The sequence below is a fragment of the Proteus columbae genome (assembly GCF_002777965.1).
GTDB lineage: Bacteria > Pseudomonadota > Gammaproteobacteria > Enterobacterales > Enterobacteriaceae > Proteus > Proteus columbae.
In genome coordinates this window covers 246154-262569 of sequence record NZ_NGVR01000009.1, presented here as the reverse complement: position 1 = coordinate 262569, position 16416 = coordinate 246154, and the positions used below count along the sequence as shown (strand labels likewise).

General features: G+C 37.5%; 10 protein-coding genes. 8 read left to right on the top strand and 2 right to left on the bottom strand.

The features are described 5' to 3' along the window. Positions 1 to 255 precede the first annotated feature (255 nt). Together rcsD and rcsB are read left to right on the top strand one after the other, a co-directional pair. Positions 256 to 2964, top strand: a complete 2709-nt coding sequence (rcsD, locus tag CBE70_RS05270) for a phosphotransferase RcsD (RefSeq protein WP_100158504.1) — start codon at positions 256 to 258, stop codon at positions 2962 to 2964. Between the two features lie 2 nt (positions 2965 to 2966). After that, positions 2967 to 3623, top strand: a complete 657-nt coding sequence (gene rcsB / locus CBE70_RS05265) for a response regulator transcription factor RcsB (RefSeq protein WP_006533269.1) — start codon at positions 2967 to 2969, stop codon at positions 3621 to 3623. A gap of 391 nt (positions 3624 to 4014) precedes the next feature. Here the strand turns inward: rcsB and rcsC are convergent, their stop codons facing one another. Then, a complete protein-coding gene (gene rcsC / locus CBE70_RS05260) occupies positions 4015 to 6849 on the bottom strand; it encodes a two-component system sensor histidine kinase RcsC (RefSeq protein ID WP_100158503.1) in 2835 nt (944 codons plus the stop codon). 192 nt (positions 6850 to 7041) lie between these two features. Then, on the bottom strand, positions 7042 to 9669 hold the full coding sequence (gene gyrA / locus CBE70_RS05255) for a DNA topoisomerase (ATP-hydrolyzing) subunit A (RefSeq protein ID WP_100158502.1): 2628 nt from the start codon (positions 9667 to 9669) through the stop codon (positions 7042 to 7044). 172 nt (positions 9670 to 9841) lie between these two features. On the opposite strand from gyrA, the gene ubiG reads away from it, so the two are divergent. From ubiG to tyrP, 6 genes are all read left to right on the top strand, one after another. Next, positions 9842 to 10579 (top strand): bifunctional 2-polyprenyl-6-hydroxyphenol methylase/3-demethylubiquinol 3-O-methyltransferase UbiG, encoded by a 738-nt coding sequence (gene ubiG / locus CBE70_RS05250; protein WP_100158501.1) that lies wholly within the window; start codon positions 9842 to 9844, stop codon positions 10577 to 10579. Between the two features lie 348 nt (positions 10580 to 10927). Beyond that, the gene (gene nrdA / locus CBE70_RS05240; RefSeq protein ID WP_100158500.1) at positions 10928 to 13219 is read left to right on the top strand and encodes a class 1a ribonucleoside-diphosphate reductase subunit alpha; all 2292 of its coding nucleotides are present in this window, start codon (positions 10928 to 10930) and stop codon (positions 13217 to 13219) included. Between the two features lie 11 nt (positions 13220 to 13230). Then, a complete protein-coding gene (gene nrdB / locus CBE70_RS05235) occupies positions 13231 to 14361 on the top strand; it encodes a class Ia ribonucleoside-diphosphate reductase subunit beta (RefSeq protein WP_075670676.1) in 1131 nt (376 codons plus the stop codon). Between the two features lie 25 nt (positions 14362 to 14386). Then, positions 14387 to 14665, top strand: a complete 279-nt coding sequence (yfaE, locus tag CBE70_RS05230; protein ID WP_100158499.1) for a class I ribonucleotide reductase maintenance protein YfaE — start codon at positions 14387 to 14389, stop codon at positions 14663 to 14665. Positions 14666 to 14756: 91 nt separating this feature from the next. After that, positions 14757 to 14990: a YgdI/YgdR family lipoprotein gene (locus tag CBE70_RS05225; protein ID WP_100158498.1), complete on the top strand. Its 234-nt coding sequence runs from the start codon at positions 14757 to 14759 to the stop codon at positions 14988 to 14990. Positions 14991 to 15171: 181 nt separating this feature from the next. Further along, on the top strand, positions 15172 to 16383 hold the full coding sequence (gene tyrP / locus CBE70_RS05220) for a tyrosine transporter TyrP (protein ID WP_100158497.1): 1212 nt from the start codon (positions 15172 to 15174) through the stop codon (positions 16381 to 16383). Positions 16384 to 16416 lie beyond the last annotated feature (33 nt).

Genomic DNA, 16416 nt, shown 5'->3' with positions numbered 1-16416 from the left:
TCCCATCGGCGGTTTTCAAGACCGCTGCCTTCAGCCACTCGGCCATCCTTCCATAGCGCGGAATTATGCCTATCTCTGACCTCGCTGTCTAGCTTAGATTGTAAAAAAATGGGATTTTTTTGTTTGTTTGCTCAAAGTTCATCCGAATATCCCTTTTAAAGTGATAACCTGTTAATATAATGACTGAATAATGGTGATTGTTTATTCAATTTTTCTATTTTTAATTACATTGTCTCTTAAAGGCTCGCAAACTGAATGCGTACATTGAACCAACTCAAGCCAAATACACTAACTCGCCTATATGCCCTGTTTCTTCTTTTTATGGTCATATCGCTTTTTCTATACGCTTACAGTTATTTTGACACTTGGCTAGATAGCAAAAAAAACGCTATTAACAATACAACTAACAAATTCGCTCGACAGGTTGAAGATTATCGTTACCACTCTAATCAACTTTTTCAGTTATCAAATAAAATAGCCGATACCTCGACGTTTCCTGTATTGCAACTTAATCCAATAAAATTACGTTCTGATGTATTTTGGCTTGAAGAACGGGACCAAACTGTAGATTCCATTATATTTGGTAAACCTAATGAGCAAACCTTTCAGTTAGCACAACGATTTGCAAATTCACTCGAAATTCTTTGGGGTGTGCGTAATGATTACAGTTCACTTTATTATCTAAATGGTAAAGGTAATGATCTTATCTTAATTACGACTCATTCTGTGCTTAAACCAGAGATCCGTTACAAAGAAAGCTACTTAACATTAACGGCTGAAAATAAACGCTCTGAGTTATTGATGCAATCAACTGCATTAGATGAAAAAGAGAGCCTTTCCCCTATTAGGAAGATGTCTACGGAAAACATCTACTACTACACTTATCGTATTATGTTTAATGTGCCGGGTCAGTTAACTAGCGTAGTGGCATTTGATTTACCTATCAATAATTTCTTGCCTTCAGAGCTGTCTCCGCACAACTTAAGATTGCTTCCAACTGGTCAGCAATCTGTTTATGACAAAAATAATATTGAAATATCAACCGACGGCTCTTCACTAATTTTTTCTCAACCAATTACTGGGATCCCATATTCACTCTCTTATGAATATCCGATGAAGTCGATTATAAAAGAGATTGCTTATAAAAATATTTGGTTGTTAATTAGCCTACTGGTATTTATTTCTATCTCTGTTTTTGGCCATATCTATATCCGTAATAAGTACGTTTTCCCTTATATCTCTATGACACGTAATCTACGGATCAAAGAAGAGATGACAAACGACATCATTTCAAACCTTCCGATAGGATTACTTGTCTATAATTTTTCCTCTAACCATAAGATTATTAGTAATAGTCATGCGGAAAAATTACTGCCTCATATCGATTTATCTAAGATCCGCCAAATGGCAGTTGAGCACAATGGCTTAATCCAAACAGCTATCAACAACGAAATTTATGAAATAAGAACAAGTAATAATAACAATATTGACAATACATCATTATTCATATTTCTGAATAAAGATAACGAAGCACTAATCAATAAAAAATTACAACTTGCACAGCAAGAATATGAGAAAAACACCATCGCACGACGCAAGATCTTATCTAATATGTCATTAGAATTAATGCGTCCCATCAAAGATATAAATGAGATGGTTTATCAATTCAAAGAATTATTACCCGAAGACACTCATCAACAATTGCTTAGCTTATTATTAGAGAAAACAAATTACATTTCTGAGTGGATAGAAAACATTACATTAATTAATAAGTTAGAAAATCAAGAATGGAAAATTCATAAGGATGAATTTGAACTATCAACATTAGTTGAATCTATTCTGATAACAGCATCACCTTTTATGATAAGAAAAGGCCTAACACTTTATTTCCACAATAATATAAGACCTGGTTTACTTTTAATTAACGATGGTCCTGCTTTAAGTAAGATTATTTTATCATTGATTAATTATGCCATTAGCACGACTAATTATGGAAAGATAACGGTTAATCTGAATTTAGTTAAAAATAAAGATAAAGAAGAGATACTTATTGATATTATTGATAGTGGAAGCGGGCTTACACCTCAAGATATTGCTAATATAAAATACCCATTCTTAGGCCAAGCAATGGGAGATAAATATTATTCTAATTCAGGTATCATTTTTTATTTATGTCATTTGCTGTGTAATAAAATACAGGGAGAATTAACGATTAAGAGCCAAGAAAGTATTGGTTCTCATTTCCGAATTGTACTCCCATACCAGCATATAGATACGGAAGAACGAACTTTTAACGTATTATTAGAGGGAATAAACGCAAAACTCGCCATAAAAAACCCTGAAATAGAAAAAATCATCTGCCAACAGCTTGATAAATATGGCGCGACATACTTTGATAAAAATAGAGAGAATCTTTATCCTGAATACGATATCATACTTAGGGATACGCCGAATGATAATCCTGAATCCCCAACAATATTATTAATGAGCTCTATTGTTGGATTTGAAAAAATATCAAAAGATTTAATAAAGTGTAACTATAACTTCGGTGATCCTTTAATAGAGGCTATTACTTATTTAATTGAAGAAAATGAGTCATTTTCCCTAGATACAACTAAAGAGAGTATTTGGGATGAAAATAATAACCTTGATAAATACGAAGTAATTCTTAATAATTATAGGAAGAAGTTGAATGGTAGTGATTATAAGGAACTATTTATCAGTACTGTTCCTATTGATGTTGAAAAACTACACTTAGAAGCAACAAATAAAGACTTTCATTCTCTAGCCCAGACAGCTCATCGTCTAAAAGGGGTTTTTGCCATGTTAGATTTAGAATATCTCAGAGAAAGCTGTGAATATTTAGAGCATGACATAAAAAATCATAATGAATTAGAGATCAAAGAACGTATCACTCAACTGGATAAATGGATTCAACAGTTGCTGCAGCAAGGTAACAATTAAACATGAATAACCTTAATATTATTATTGCCGATGATCACCCAATCGTTTTATTCGGTATTCGTAAATCTTTAGAACAAATTGAATGGGTCAATGTTGTAGGTGAATTTGAAGATTCAACTTCACTTATCAATAACTTACCTAAGTTAAATGTTGATGCTTTAATTACTGACTTGTCTATGCCTGGCGATAAGTATGGTGATGGTATAACACTCATTAAGTACATCAAAAGACATTATCCTAATTTGTCGATTATTGTACTAACAATGAATAACAACCCAGCTATTTTGAGCGCAGTTCTTGATCTTGAAATTGAAGGTATTGTGCTTAAGCAAGGTGCTCCGACTGATCTACCAAAAGCATTGGCTGCGCTACAAAAAGGTAAGAAATTTATGCCTGAAAGCGTTGCGAAACTGCTTGAAAAAGTTAATGCGAATGGTTATGGCGATAAGCGTTTATCACCAAAAGAAAGTGAAGTGCTGAGATTATTTGCTGAAGGCTTCCTTGTGACTGAAATCGCGAAAAAACTTAATCGTAGTATTAAAACGATTAGTAGTCAGAAAAAATCAGCCATGATGAAATTAGGTGTCGATAATGATATCGCATTACTTAATTACTTGTCATCAGTGACTATTGATAAGGAAATTAACGGTCCAGATTAATTTCACCGTAGTTACTTTAGTCGCACCGATAAAATCAGGAAGCTCAACCCGTTGTGAGAGCTTCTCTGCTTTTTGGCTTTTGCTATTTATCCCTCATTCTCTTTGGGTTAATTTCTCTCTCTCCTTGCAAATATTTCCTGTTCAGAAGCACCTTATAAGCTGCATGGCTTGGATATCATACCTTTACTCGGTTTGGCGCTTACAGACTGTTACAGAGACTTTCTCACTCGCCTATTAATCAATTTGTCTTATTATGACTGAGCTTTGCTTCATCTTATCTATCAAAATGCTTTGTGATTACGTCATTTTTGCCTTATTTTGACTCAAAACAAACAAAGACTAATAAATTAGTCTTTGTTTGTTTACTCGTTTTATCGCTCACTATCTAGAATTATTCTTTAGGAATATGTTTCACCAACACTTCTCTTAAAATAGAGAGCGAAACAGGTTTAGATACGCAATCATTCATTCCTGCATCAATACAGCGTTGCTTCTCTTCTGCAATCGCATTCGCCGTCACACCTATCACAGGCATATTACTGCCAATTTCTCTTATATGTGTTGCCAGCTGATAACCATTCATGTTTGGCATATTGACATCAGTCAGAACAATATCAACATGATTTTTAGCTAAATACGTTAATGCGTCACAGCCATCTTCTGCTGTTGCGGTATTAAAACCAATTTTTTTCAATTGATCGGTCAACAATAAGCGGTTTATTGGGTGATCATCGACAATCAGGACGGTTAAGGTTTGTAAGCTACAATCAGCATTTTGCTCCACCATCTCCACACAATTTGCTTCAACTCTATTTTGTGGCAATTGCAGTATTATTTTTGTTAATTCATTTAGTTTATAAGTACTGCATACCCATACGTTTTCAGCTATTTTCTTAGATGGCTCAAAGTAATGCTCATTGATCCTAATAAATTGGCAATTATCTTTTCTTGGTACATCGTAATCTGTGATAATAAAATCGGTTGAAGATATCACCACTTCTTCAGTAAGTAATTCACAACTCAAACCAAAATAACGAAGGTATCGACCAATAAAGCCTTCTAAATAAAGGTTTTTAATATCAATAAAACAACGAACATTACTTTCTTTATAAATATTCCGTTTAGAAGAAGGCTCTATTGCTTCTAAAGCACCATAAAGTGGTATGCGAACCGTAAAACGGCTACCAATATCTTCTTGGGAAACAACGCTGATATCCCCATCCATTAAGTTGATCAGCTTTTCACAAATAGCTAAACCTAACCCAGTTCCTTCTGATGCACTTTCTGTATTTTGAGATACTTGGAAGAATGGCTCAAAAAGCTCATGTAATGCTTTGTCGCTGATCCCTCGCCCTGTATCGTGAATATCGAAATAGAGATAATAATCATCTTTATAAAGATGCAAGGTAATACATCCGGTTGTGGTAAATTTAATACTGTTATTCAACAGATTAGAGATAACTTGTTGCACACGAACAGGATCACTATTTACAATTTTAGGTACATCAGGCTCGATAAAACAGTAAATAGCCAAGTCTTTTTTTGCAATCAAAGGTAAATAGTTAGAGATAACAAAAGAGAGCACTTGGCGACAATTAAATGGCTTAATATCAATTTTTAACTGTTTAGATTCAATTTTCGAGAAATCGAGGATATCACTAATAATTTTTAGTAATAACGATGAGGAGTTATCCATCGTTTTTAATAATCGGGCAGTATCATCGCTTTGCGTAAGGGATTGTAATAACTCTAAATTACCAATAATGCCATAAAGTGGTGTTCGTAATTCATGGCTGACAGTTGCCAAGAACATCGATTTAGCTTGGTTAGCTTGCTCCGCAGCTGTCGCCATATTTTGTAGTGAGCGCTCCATTTTAACCCGCGCGCTGATATCCACCAAAACACAGATAGCCACATCTTCATTTTGATAACGTGAATTAACAAAGCTTATTTGCAAATGATTACGATTGTTGGTCACGACATCGACCATATTGCTACTTTTTTCAGCAATAATAGAGAGGATATTTTGTTTATCGCTGTGGCTAAGTAAACGAAAATAGTTATGTGCTAGTTCGTTACTTAAAATAATCATGCCATCACGTATTCTAAGAATACTAATCCCAACCGGCGCTGATGCCACAATCTTATGGTTAAACTGCTCGTGCTCTTCTAGACGAGAGGCATTATTTTCAGCTGGGGAGAATATTTTTCTCTCAAAGATCCATACGAAGATAAAAATCATAATGGCTGAGATAATATTTAAGATCAGCGCATTAACAATCGTGAATTTGAATTCATTTAAAATTTGCTTAAGTGGCAATGAATACACCACACTAAAAGATGAAGGCAATAATTTACGCTTAGCAACTAAATCGCTAAAGTCTTCATCAAAACCAAAATAAGGGGCGCTGACATCTGGAACTTGTTTAACTGCGTGATAGTTATTTTCTGCTGGATAGCTTAAAACAGTGGTATTTCTACTATTAAGAAGGTGAATTGAAATTACTCTATCTTTGGCAGGAGAAAAATATTCAAGACGAATAGCCCTTTCGATACCAATCAGGCCAATAAATTTACCTGAAGCATAAACGGGTGACATAACATATAAAATGCCACTATCCCCTTTTGCATCTGGCACTATCCAATATTGGTTAACTTCTTTACCTTGTGCACGTTGATTGACGTAGTTACGTGTATTTTCGTAAACCATCTTTTTCAACATTTCAGTATCAACAGGGGATGCGCGCAAAGGGAAGTTAATCATACACATGCTATGGGAGCCAACCATAAAGACTTGGTTTATCCCTTGTAAGGCCGGAGTATTATCTTTCCAATAATATAAAATACTGTTAAATGAGCGGAAATAGTTGTTTGTTTGCCCTTTAAATAATTCACAATCTGCGGTTTCATTAAGCTTATGAAGTGAAAATGGCCCTTCATAAAATAATGAGTTTTTCATACTCGGGTTTAAGTTAATTTGTTCTTGGTGACGTTCTGCGAGGTATTGTAAATCACGGATAGTGCCGGAGGTTTGCCTAAAAAAACCAAGGAGATTAGTGTAGTTATTACTATACTCTTGCCGAATATCAGACTTAGTATCATTGAAGATATTGATAAGGTAAAACATGGTTAGCAATGCACCCATCGCCCACAACATAATACCTAATATGCGAAAAAGGTAGCGGGAAATTTTTAACGATGTTTTAAAGGACGAGAGATATCTCAAACAACCACCCTAATCAATATTCCTACCGCACAAGAAACTTATTCTATTCTAGCAGAAGTTACTGTATGTCTGAATGATATGATCTTTATCATCAAGATAATTTTTTCTGATGATGAACTGATCCTACCACATAAAAAAAGCAGGCAATTATGCCTGCTTTCTTTTATTTATACATCACAATAATGATAAATATTATTCTTCGTCCGCATCATCTGCCAAATCTGAATCCGGTGCTTCTGATGACTCTTCGTTAATAACTTCATTAACTTCATCGTCATCTAATGCATCATCTTCATCTTCAACACGTTGCAAGCCAACAACCAACTCACCTTCTGTTGTTCGAATTAAGGTAACACCTTGTGTATTACGTCCAACAATGCTGACTTCAGAAACACGAGTACGAACTAATGTACCCGCATTAGTGATCATCATAATCTGGTCAGTTTCTTCAACTTGAATTGCACCAACAACTTTACCGTTACGCTCACTCACTTTAATAGAGATAACGCCTTGTGTTGCACGATTTTTCGTTGGGTATTCGCTTTGAGCAGTACGTTTACCATAACCATTTTCAGTTACGGTTAAGATATCACCTTCACCACGAGGGATGATGAGTGAAACCACTTTATCGTCATCGCTCAGTTTCATACCACGAACACCTGTCGCAGTACGTCCCATTGGGCGAACACAATCTTCTGCAAAGCGAACCACTTTACCTTCCGCAGAGAACAACATAACTTCGTTAGTGCTATCGGTTAAATCAACACCAATTAACTCATCGCCTTCATTTAAATTAACGGCAATGATACCTGCACTACGAGGACGGCTGAAATCTTGCAGAGGTGTTTTCTTCACGGTTCCGCTTGCCGTTGCCATAAAGACAAACTTACCTTCTTCATACTCTCTTACTGGCAAAATAGCGGTAATACGTTCATTTTGCTCAAGAGGTAATAAGTTGATAATTGGACGACCACGAGCACCACGACTTGCTTCTGGTAACTGGTAAACTTTCATCCAGTAGAGACGACCACGGCTTGAGAAGCACAAAATGGTGTCATGGGTGTTAGCCACCAATAAGCGATCAATAAAGTCTTCTTCTTTAATTCTTGCTGCTGATTTACCTTTACCGCCACGACGCTGTGCCTCGTAATCAGTAAGCGGTTGATATTTAACGTAGCCTTGGTGAGAAAGTGTCACAACAACATTTTCTTCATTGATCAAGTCTTCAATATTAATATCAGCCGTATTTTCAGTGATCTCAGTACGACGAGGATCGTTATATTGATCTTTAATCGCATTTAGCTCTTCACGAATGACTTCCATCAGACGCTCTGGGCTTCTTAAGATATGTAATAGCTCAGCAATTTGGAGTAATAACTCACGATATTCATCTAACAGTTTTTCATGTTCAAGACCTGTCAGTTTCTGCAAACGCAGATCCAAAATAGCCTGAGCTTGTTGTTCTGTTAGATAGTACTTACCGTCATGCACGCCATATTGTGGTTCTAACCATTCAGGACGAGCAACGTTGCTGTCACCAGCACGCTCTAACATGGTAGAAACGCTACCTAAATCCCAAGGTTGTGCGATTAATGCCGCTTTTGCTTCTGCTGGATTTGGTGCTTGACGGATCATTTCAATAACTGGGTCAATGTTCGCCAAGGCAACAGCTAGTGCTTCTAAGATATGGGCGCGGTCACGTGCTTTACGTAATTCGTAAATAGTACGACGAGTAACAACTTCACGACGGTGACGAATAAAGGCAGAGATAATTTCTTTTAAATTTAATAATTTTGGCTGGCCTTGGTGAAGCGCAACCATATTAATACCGAAAGAAACCTGCATTTGTGTTTGTGAGAATAAGTGATTTAATACCACTTCACCCACAGCATCACGTTTGATTTCAACGACAATACGCATACCGTCTTTATCAGACTCGTCACGTAATCCGCTAATACCTTCAATACGCTTATCTTTAACAAGCTCTGCAATTTTTTCAATTAAGCGAGCTTTATTCACCTGATAAGGAATTTCTGTCACGATAATAGTTTCGCGACCTGTTTTCTCATCAGTTTCGATATCAGCCTGAGCACGGATATAAATTTTTCCGCGACCAGTACGGTAAGCATCTAAAATTCCTCTGCGACCATTAATAATAGCGGCAGTCGGGAAATCAGGCCCCGTAATATGTTCCATCAACTCTTCAATCGTGATGTCTTCGTTATCAACGTAAGCAAGACACCCGTCGATAACTTCGCCTAGATTATGTGGAGGAATATTTGTTGCCATCCCTACCGCAATCCCTGAAGAACCATTGACTAACAAGTTTGGAATACGGGTTGGCATTACTGCCGGAATATGTTCTGTTCCATCATAGTTAGGAACAAAATCAACCGTTTCTTTTTCCAAATCCGCCAGCAGTTCATGGGCGATTTTCGCCATACGAACTTCGGTATAACGCATCGCAGCCGCCGAGTCACCATCAACTGACCCGAAGTTACCCTGCCCGTCAACCAACATGTAACGCATAGAAAAAGGCTGTGCTAAACGAACAATCGTTTCATAAACAGCACTGTCACCGTGCGGGTGATATTTACCGATAACATCCCCAACAACACGGGCTGATTTTTTATAAGGTTTATTCCAATCGTTTCCTAGTACATTCATCGCGAAAAGCACTCGGCGGTGTACTGGCTTCAGTCCGTCTCGAACATCGGGTAATGCGCGTCCTACAATAACAGACATCGCATAATCCAAATATGAGCTTTTCAGCTCTTCTTCGATATTAACTGGTGTGATTTCTCTGGCAATGTCGCTCATGGAGCCACTGTCCCTCATACTACGGATTCAAAGGTTTAGAACTATACCACAAATCGCCAATTTTTGGAAAAAGGAAACAACTAAATTAATGATCCTTTCGCTATTCTCTTCGATTTCACCGTCTAACGTTGGTAGAATCATGGCAATATGAAAATAGGAGTAATACTTTCTGATGAATGATAAAACAACCTCTTTACATGCTAACGTGGATCAGCATGAAATCGACAAGTTTGAAAGCGTCGCATCACGGTGGTGGGATCTTGAAGGTGAATTTAAGCCATTACACCGCATCAACCCACTAAGACTCAACTATATTCAAGAACGCGCAGACGGCCTATTCGGAAAAAAAATCCTAGATGTCGGTTGTGGTGGCGGTATTTTGTCTGAAAGCATGGCGTGTGTGGGCGCAGAAGTGACAGGACTTGATATGGGTGCTGAACCTTTACAAGTTGCTCGTTTGCACTCTTTAGAATCAGGTATCCCTGTCACTTACATTCAAGATACCGTTGAAAACCACGCGCATGAAAACCCACAAACTTACGACGTCGTTACCTGTATGGAGATGTTAGAACACGTTCCTGATCCATCATCTGTTGTAAGAGCCTGTGCAAAACTAGTAAAACCTGGTGGACATGTTTTCTTCTCAACCATCAATCGGAATAAAAAAGCGTGGCTAATGCTGGTGGTAGGTGCGGAGTATATTCTGAATATGGTACCTAAGGGCACACATGATGCTAATAAGTTTATTCGCCCATCAGAATTACTTAGTTGGGTTGATGAAACCGATTTACGTAGCAAAAATATGATTGGTTTACATTATAACCCGATCACTGACAAATTCCGATTAGCGCCAAATGTCGATGTGAATTATATGGTGCACACACAATCGACACATAACTCGAATTCATGAAACTGAAAGTTTGATTTGGTTTAATAAAACATCAAACGATCACATTTTTTAAAATTGACTTTACATCGTTGTCACTTGAATTTGTGTTTCTTACTGCCTGTATTTATGCAGGGTACAGGCAGTTGTTAAAAAATTTATCCCCTATTTATCCACAGAAACAATCAGATTTGTACACTTGATCAATCTCTCAATTACCTTTATCTTGTTATCACCATTTGAACCAACCCCTATATATTGTGTTTCCTTAAATTTCACACCACAAGACTCCTTGACACAGATTGTCATCGGGAGCGTTTTTTTGCGGTATAAAATTTCAGGTAACACTAATGCAAGAAAGGTGCATCGCTCATGAATCACAGCCTGCTCGTTACAAAACGTGATGGTCATAAAGAACGCATTGACTTAGACAAAATTCACCGTGTTATCGCCTGGGCCGCTGAAGGTCTAGAAAATGTCTCAGTATCTCAAGTTGAATTACGTTCTCAGATTCAGTTTTATGATGGTATCAAAACTGCTGATATCCATGAAACGCTGGTAAAAGCTGCTGCAGACTTAATCTCTGGTGAAACGCCTGATTATCAGTATCTCGCTGCCCGTCTTGCCGTATTTAATTTACGTAAAAAAGCGTATGGCCAATTTGAGCCACCAGCACTATATGATCACGTTAAAAAATTAGTCGATTTAGGCAAATACGATCGTCATCTTCTTGAAGATTACACGCAAGAAGAGTTCGAACAGATGAATAACTTTATTGTTCATCAACGTGATATGAATTTCTCCTACGCTGCGGTTAAACAATTAGAAGGTAAATACTTCGTTCAAAACCGTATTACAGGTGAAATTTACGAAAGCGCACAGTTCTTATATGTTTTAGTTGCAGCTTGCTTGTTCTCTCGTTATCCACAAGCAACACGTATGGACTATATCGAACGCTTCTATAATGCGATTTCAACCTTTAAAATCTCATTACCAACACCAATCATGGCGGGTGTAAGAACACCAACTCGTCAATTTAGCTCTTGTGTTTTAATTGAGTGCGACGACAGCCTTGATTCTATCAATGCGACATCAAGTGCCATTGTGAAATATGTTTCTCAGCGTGCAGGTATTGGTATTAATGCAGGTCGTATTCGTGCATTAGGTAGTGCTATTCGTAATGGTGAAGCATTCCACACAGGTTGTATCCCGTTCTATAAACACTTCCAGACTGCGGTAAAATCTTGCTCGCAAGGTGGTGTTCGTGGTGGTGCGGCAACCTTGTTCTACCCATTATGGCATTTAGAAGTTGAAAGCCTGCTGGTATTGAAAAATAACCGTGGTGTTGATGATAACCGTGTTCGTCATTTAGATTACGGCGTTCAGTTAAATAAATTAATGTATGAACGTTTAATCAAAGGTCAGGATATTACTTTATTCAGCCCTTCTGATGTTCCAGGTTTATATGATGCATTCTTTGCTAATCAAGATGAATTTGAACGTTTATATGTACAGTATGAGAAAGATAAGAGCATCCGCCAAAAACAAGTTAAAGCGGTTGAGTTATTCTCATTAATGATGCAAGAACGTGCCTCGACTGGCCGTATCTACATTCAGAACGTTGACCATTGTAATACACATAGCCCATTTGATCCGGCTGTTGCACCAATTCGCCAATCAAACTTATGCTTAGAAATTGCACTGCCAACTAAACCATTAAATGATATTAAAGATCCTAATGGTGAAATTGCACTGTGTACGTTATCTGCATTTAACTTAGGCGCAATTGAAAATCTTGATGATTTAGAAGAACTTGCACGTTTAGCCGTTCGTTCATTGGATGCACTGTTAGATTACCAAGATTATCCAATTTTAGCGGCAAAACAAGGTGCAATGGGTCGTCGTACCCTAGGTATTGGTGTTATTAACTTTGCTTATTATTTAGCAAAACACGGTGTTCGCTACTCTGATGGTAGTGCAAATAACTTAACCCATCGTGCATTTGAAGCAATTCAATACTATTTATTAAAAGCATCTAATGAATTAGCGAAAGAACAAGGCGCATGCCCATGGTTTAATGAAACCACTTACGCTGAAGGTATTTTACCTATTGATACCTATAAAAAATCATTGGATGTACTGACAAAAGAGCCTCTACATTACGATTGGGAAGGTTTACGTAAAGACATTAAAGAGTACGGTTTACGTAACTCAACGCTGTCTGCACTGATGCCATCAGAAACATCTTCACAGATTTCGAATGCAACAAATGGTATCGAACCACCTCGTGGTTATATCAGTATTAAAGCCTCTAAAGACGGTATTTTACGTCAAGTGGTTCCTGAGTATGAGCGTTTGAAAGGCGCTTATGAATTACTGTGGCAAATGCCAAGTATTGAAGGTTACTTGCAGTTAGTGGGCATTATGCAAAAATTCGTTGACCAAGCAATTTCAGCAAACACTAACTACGATCCTACTCGTTTCCCTAGCGGTAAGGTTCCAATGAACCAACTGCTGAAAGATTTGCTGCTCGCTTACAAATATGGTGTGAAAACACTTTATTATCACAATACCCGTGACGGTGCAGACGATGTACAGGGTGATCTGGAAGAAGTCGTTGAGACGGAAGATTCAGATTGTGAAGGCGGCGCGTGTAAAATTTAATTGAGGAAGCTATGTCTTATACTACTTTTTCACAAGTTAAAAATGATCAACTTCAGGAGCCCATGTTTTTTGGGCAGCCTGTTAACGTAGCGCGTTATGATCAGCAAAAATATCCTATTTTTGAAAAGCTAATTGAAAAACAGCTCTCCTTCTTCTGGCGTCCAGAAGAAGTGGACGTTTCTCGTGATCGTATTGACTATAATGCGTTGCCTGATCATGAAAAACATATTTTTATTAGTAACTTAAAATATCAAACTCTGTTGGATTCGATTCAAGGAAGAAGCCCTAACGTGGCATTCTTACCTTTAATCTCAATCCCTGAGTTAGAGACATGGGTTGAAACATGGTCATTCTCTGAAACCATTCACTCACGCTCTTATACTCATATTATTCGTAATATTGTTAACGATCCGTCAGTTGTGTTTGATGATATCGTTGAAAATGAAGAAATTTTAAAACGTGCGCGTGATATTTCTTCTTATTATGATGAGTTAATCAAGCTGACAAACCTTTATCACATGTATGGTGAAGGCGACCATCAGGTTAAAGGTAAAACCGTTCATGTCACGTTACGCAAGTTAAAAAAACAGCTTTATCTGTGCTTAATGAGCGTCAACGCACTCGAAGCTATTCGCTTCTACGTTAGCTTTGCCTGTTCATTTGCCTTTGCTGAGCGTGAACTGATGGAAGGTAACGCGAAGATCATTAGATTAATTGCGCGTGACGAAGCGCTACACTTAACGGGAACACAGCACATGCTGAATTTACTGCGTTCAGGTCAAGATGATCCTGAAATGGCAGAAATAGCCGCAGAATGTGAGCAAGAGTGTTATGACCTGTTTGTTGAAGCCGCTGAGCAAGAAAAAGAGTGGGCTGAATACCTATTCTCTGAAGGCTCGATGATTGGTTTAAATAAAGATATCCTTTGCCAATATGTTGAATATATTACTAATATTCGTATGCAAGCAGTGGGTCTTAAATTACCATTTAAAGCACGCTCTAACCCTATTCCATGGATCAATGCATGGTTAGTGTCTGACAACGTTCAAGTTGCACCTCAAGAAGTTGAAGTCAGTTCTTACCTCGTGGGTCAAATCGATTCACAAGTTGATACTGATGACTTAAGTAACTTTGAACTGTAATACTGAGAAATAACACCGATACGTTATGGCATCTCATAAAGTGACCCTGTATCAGCAGGGTCTTTCAACACCTTTAGAATTTCATACTGACACCCATCCCTCTTTGCTTGATGCATTAGAACATGGGAAAGTCCAAGTCGAATACCAATGTCGTGAAGGCTATTGCGGCTCTTGTCGTCTACGTTTAGTGAAAGGCAAAGTTTGTTATCGCAATGAGCCTTTAGCGTTTATCCAAGCGGATGAAATACTCCCCTGTAGTTGTCATCCCATTAGCGATATCGAAATAGAAATTTGCTCTGAATAATTTGAATTATCTTAATTTTTGCTTTTTCCTAACACTATTGTTCATCTTTGACTAAAGTTACAAATAACATTGATAAAAAAGGAAAAGTATTATGAAATTAAGTTCTATTTTATCCGTCGTTGCTATTTCCACATCAATTCTGCTAGTCGCAGGCTGTTCAAGCCCACAAAAAATAGAAACAGTAACTGGGGAAACAATTTTAACGACAGATAAACCCCAAGAAGATGAAGCGACAGGATTAATTACCTACAAAGATTCAGAAACCGGACAAATTAAACAAATTAATCGTGATCAAATAAGACGAATGGTAGAGCTTGACGATTAACGCTCTTATAAACCTCTCTCTTAAAGCGCCAATTCATATTTATGATTGGCGTTTTTTTATTCATAATATTATTTTTGTAAACAAATCGTTACACTATACGTAATTAAAATTTGACAGAAATTTACCATTCTTATACTCTGCTTTTTAAGTAAATAAAATAGTCTATTGAACAGAGGATCTTGTGAAGAATCGCACTATAGGCAGTGTTTTTATTGTTGCAGGAACAACAATTGGGGCAGGTATGCTGGCAATGCCGCTGGCTGCTGTGGGTATTGGTTTTAGCACCATGCTGTTATTGCTCGTTGGCTTATGGCTATTAATGAGTTACACCGCATTACTGCTGGTGGAAGTTTATCAATACAATGATCCTCATACTGGTCTTGGCTCTATTGCAAAGCGCTATCTTGGTGTTGGTGGTCAAGTGATCACAGGACTTGCACTATTGCTATTAATGTATGCGCTAACAACTGCTTATATTAGTGGTGCTGGTGAACTACTCTCATCCACACTCTCGTCTTGGATTGGTCATGAGCTTTCTGTCACACAAGGTATCATTATCTTTACAGTGATTGGCGGAGCGGTGGTAGGAATTGGTACAACATCTGTTGATATGATTAACCGTATGTTGTTCACTGCGAAAGTCTTCTTTCTCATCTTCATGTTGATTGTGATGTTGCCTCACGTTGAGTCAGTAAATCTCACCTCAATGCCAGTGGCTTATGGGCTTATTCTTTCTGCTATTCCTGTTATTTTTACCTCATTTGGTTTTCATGGTAGTGTGCCAAGCATCGTAAGTTATATGAATGGGGATATTAAAAAGCTACGTATTATCTTCATTATAGGTAGTGCTATTCCTCTTATTGCTTATATTTTATGGCAAATAGCCACACTAGGTGCTATCCCAACAAATACATTTATGGGAATTATGGCGCAACAATCTGGCTTAAATGGTCTGCTTACTGCTATCCGTGATGTTGTTGCAACACCCCGTGTTAATATTGCAGTAAACCTATTTGCTGCACTAGCATTAGCCACCTCATTTCTTGGTGTTGCATTAGGTCTATTTGATTATCTTGCGGATCTATTCAAACGCAGTAATCGTGCAACTGGACGTATGCAATCAAGCCTATTAACGTTTGTGCCTCCTTTATTATGTGCGCTTTATTTTCCTAACTTTGTACAAGCATTAGCATACGCCGCTATTGCCCTGTCTATTTTAGCCCTACTGTTACCTGCTTTATTAGTATGGAAAGTCAGACAAGAACAGAACAGCGCTGATAAATACAGAGTCAAAGGCGGAACAGGAATATTGGCAGTTGTGTTTATTTGTGGTCTTGTCGTAATTGGTATTCAAATCGCTATTACTTTTGGTGTATTACCACAAGTCGGCTAAATACGCACTGATACAAACAACAAAAAAAGCAGG

Bases quoted from the DNA above. Each gene is read 5' to 3' on its own strand.
- nrdB (WP_075670676.1), top strand. From the start codon at position 13,231: ATGTCTTATACTACTTTTTCACAAGTTAAAAATGATCAACTTCAGGAG.
- gyrA (WP_100158502.1), bottom strand. From the start codon at position 9,669: ATGAGCGACATTGCCAGAGAAATCACACCAGTTAATATCGAAGAAGAG.
- rcsD (WP_100158504.1), top strand. From the start codon at position 256: ATGCGTACATTGAACCAACTCAAGCCAAATACACTAACTCGCCTATAT.
- yfaE (WP_100158499.1), top strand. From the start codon at position 14,387: ATGGCATCTCATAAAGTGACCCTGTATCAGCAGGGTCTTTCAACACCT.
- nrdA (WP_100158500.1), top strand. From the start codon at position 10,928: ATGAATCACAGCCTGCTCGTTACAAAACGTGATGGTCATAAAGAACGC.
- CBE70_RS05225 (WP_100158498.1), top strand. From the start codon at position 14,757: ATGAAATTAAGTTCTATTTTATCCGTCGTTGCTATTTCCACATCAATT.
- ubiG (WP_100158501.1), top strand. From the start codon at position 9,842: ATGAATGATAAAACAACCTCTTTACATGCTAACGTGGATCAGCATGAA.
- rcsB (WP_006533269.1), top strand. From the start codon at position 2,967: ATGAATAACCTTAATATTATTATTGCCGATGATCACCCAATCGTTTTA.